Genomic DNA, 1,178 nt, shown 5'->3' with positions numbered 1-1,178 from the left:
GGAAACGCTAAAGTTTTAGTTTAAATAGCTTTTTTTTCGCTAAATTTACGCAACAAATAATACACCAAAACGTTGTGCGTCATTTGATAAACTATGCAGATTGATAAGAAAGAAATTAAACCAATTACAGATATTTTAGGTCTTGCTGTGCTCGATTCTCAAAGATTAGAATATGCAATTGGATTTCTAATGCTTCTCTCAAGAAAAGATTTTGACTTCACAAATAAAAATCAGGATGAGGAAATTGACGAATATATGCTCAACCTTTCTAAAAAAACATTAGGAACTTTAATGAGACAATTAAGAAAACTAATTGAGGTTAGCGATGGATTCATTGAAAGGTTGGAAGAGGCATTAGATGCTCGAAATTATTTAATTCATAGATTTTTAAACCATCAAGGAGAGAAAATTTTAACAAGAGATGGACGAATTGAAGTTCTGAATTTGGTTAAAGAAAAAAGAAAAATTCTTTACGAATGTTATTTTTTTCTTGACCCATTTATTCAAATTCTTATGGAATTAAGAGGTTTCCCTGCCGAATATTTTATTAATGAAATATCAGAAAAGTACGAGAGAGATGAATAAAAAATATCTGATAGAAATTGATGGAAAATTAATTGGCTACTCTGATTTAGAGAAAGCTGATGCACCAATGGGAGTTGCATTTGGACTGATTGAGTTTAACGGAATTGAATCGCCATACGAATTCTTTAAAGAATACTGTTTGAAAAACAATATTGTTATAAATACTGACGACCCAGAATTTGAATTTATCGACACTCAAGTAATATCTGGTTTAAAAGTATTTAGACAAGATGGACTGGAAATAAAAGGAGTTGCTGGAAATGCAATTACGGGAATGAAAGAAGATGGATATGAAATTTCAATTTTAGGAATCAGTTATCCTTTTTACGAAGAGGAATTCCCAAATCACGTAAAGGAATATGAAAATATGTTCGGAAAAGAATAAAAACGAACGCACAACACCGTGTATAATTCATTGCTAGTTATAGCCTACTTACGAAAGTCCTCGCGGACTTTCTATCTGTGATTTATTTGCTAACTTTAGTGCTTAAACACGCAACGAAATCATACACAAACACGTTATGTTTTATTGCTCAGGTGTACTTTCCTGAAATAGGTTGACTAAAAATTAAGCAATTAATGATAGTCACTTA

Annotated in this window: 2 protein-coding genes; both read left to right on the top strand. The window is 31.2% G+C overall.

Going from position 1 to position 1,178, the window contains the following annotated elements; genetic code table 11:
• Positions 1-93: 93 nt before the first annotated feature.
• A complete protein-coding gene (locus ACW9UN_RS17225) occupies positions 94-585 on the top strand; it encodes a hypothetical protein (RefSeq protein WP_459487610.1) in 492 nt (163 codons plus the stop codon).
• Positions 551-970: a hypothetical protein gene (locus ACW9UN_RS17220; RefSeq protein ID WP_459487609.1), complete on the top strand. Its 420-nt coding sequence runs from the start codon at positions 551-553 to the stop codon at positions 968-970. Before ACW9UN_RS17225 ends, ACW9UN_RS17220 begins: the two co-directional genes overlap by 35 nt.
• The last annotated feature ends 208 nt before the right edge of the window (positions 971-1,178 follow it).

The sequence above is a fragment of the Polaribacter litoreus genome (genome assembly GCF_054584775.1).
Note: the sequence above shows the minus strand (reverse complement) of the source record. Positions and strands in the feature narration are given on the sequence as shown.